1 protein-coding gene and 1 pseudogene are annotated in these 1,344 nt (G+C 59.0%); both read right to left on the bottom strand.

The window, feature by feature from the left end:
• Positions 1–702, bottom strand: a 702-nt coding sequence (locus DBR24_RS29115) for a DUF2242 domain-containing protein (RefSeq protein ID WP_256591954.1), incomplete at its 3' end; no start/stop codon positions are given.
• A gap of 91 nt (positions 703–793) precedes the next feature.
• Positions 794–1,022 (bottom strand): annotated as a pseudogene (locus DBR24_RS34310) (LysR family transcriptional regulator); the annotation flags it as partial.
• Positions 1,023–1,344: the final 322 nt, after the last annotated feature.

Genomic DNA, 1,344 nt, shown 5'->3' with positions numbered 1-1,344 from the left:
CGCTGCAGGGGCTGCCGGCGTCATGCTCTGTGCTGGCTCGACAATCCCCGCCGGCGGCGGCGCGGGCGCTGCCTCTACCGCCGGTGCCGGTGTTGCCGGCGCGACTGCGGCGGGCTTCGGCTCCGGCATACCCAGATCAGTCTTGGGCTTTTCTTCGATATGTGCGGCTTTCTTCGCATCCGCCGGCAGGAACAGTTCCACCAGGGTAAAGAAACGCTCATAGAACTTTTGAGAAGTCACGGTTTCGCTGGCGACCTTGACCATCGAATCGTCCGATGAGCCGATCGGCATCGACACCGAACCCAACACGCCAACCCCGAGGCTGGCGGAATTGTTGGTTTTCTTCAGTGCGTAGCGGTCCTGCAAGGCATTCGCGAACATCGTGGCATGGTGTTTGGAACTGCCATCTTCGGTACACACCACGTTGAAGCTGATCTCCATGTGGGTTTCACCGGTTTGCTGGAAGCTTTTGTGGCCACTGATCAGTTTCGGGTCACTGCTGGTGATGATGTAGCCCTGGCTGAGCAACGCGCGACGGGCCGCCTCGCAACTCGCGGTGTCAGCCACCGGATAATTGCGCGAGAACGTGCCGGAATCATCGAAGTTCTCATGCTCATACATCGGCTTGTCCTTCGAACAGCCAGCGACAGCGGTCAACAACAGCGCCAACCCAACGACACGCATGGGAGTTGAAATCAACATTAAACATCCTGAGGGAAAACAGTCCGGGGCATATTGTGCAACAGAACTTGGCCCTGCGGCGCATGGATTGTGTCTTAAAGCCGTTACAACCCTATTGACCATCGTTTGCCGGGAAAAGTCGCAACGACAAGTGATCAATGAAGACGCGCAATTTGGCGCAGGCATGACGACTGGACGGCCACAATACCCAGAACTGACCGACATGCTGCAGATGCGCATCCAGCGCCCGCTTTAGCCGACCGCGCCACATCTTCGTGGGTCATGAAGTCCGGCTGGCAGACCATCCCGGCCAGCGCCGCATGACTGACGGCTTCGATGGAGTGGCCTCGCTTCGGTATTGCGCCCTAGAGCTTGGTCGGCTTTCAGGCCGCCATCGCTGGCAAGCCAGCTCCCACAGGGGTTGAGTGCAGTCTGTTAGGGATTGGTTGTCTGGCCGGCCGCCATCACGAGCAGGCTCACTCATACAGGTGGATCGCGTGCAGTCTGCAAGAGCTTGGTCGGCTGGCAAGCCGCCACCGCTGGCAAGCCAGCTCCCACAGGGGTTGAGTGCATTCTGTTAGGGATTGGTTGTCTGGCTGGCCGCCATCGCTGACAAGCCAGCTCCCACAGAAAAGCAAAGGCAGCACACAGCCCTTGCTTCTC

It is taken from the genome of Pseudomonas sp. HMWF006, from assembly GCF_003061205.1.
GTDB classification, from domain to species: domain Bacteria; phylum Pseudomonadota; class Gammaproteobacteria; order Pseudomonadales; family Pseudomonadaceae; genus Aquipseudomonas; species Aquipseudomonas monsensis.
This window is presented reverse-complemented; position numbering and strand designations above follow the sequence as displayed.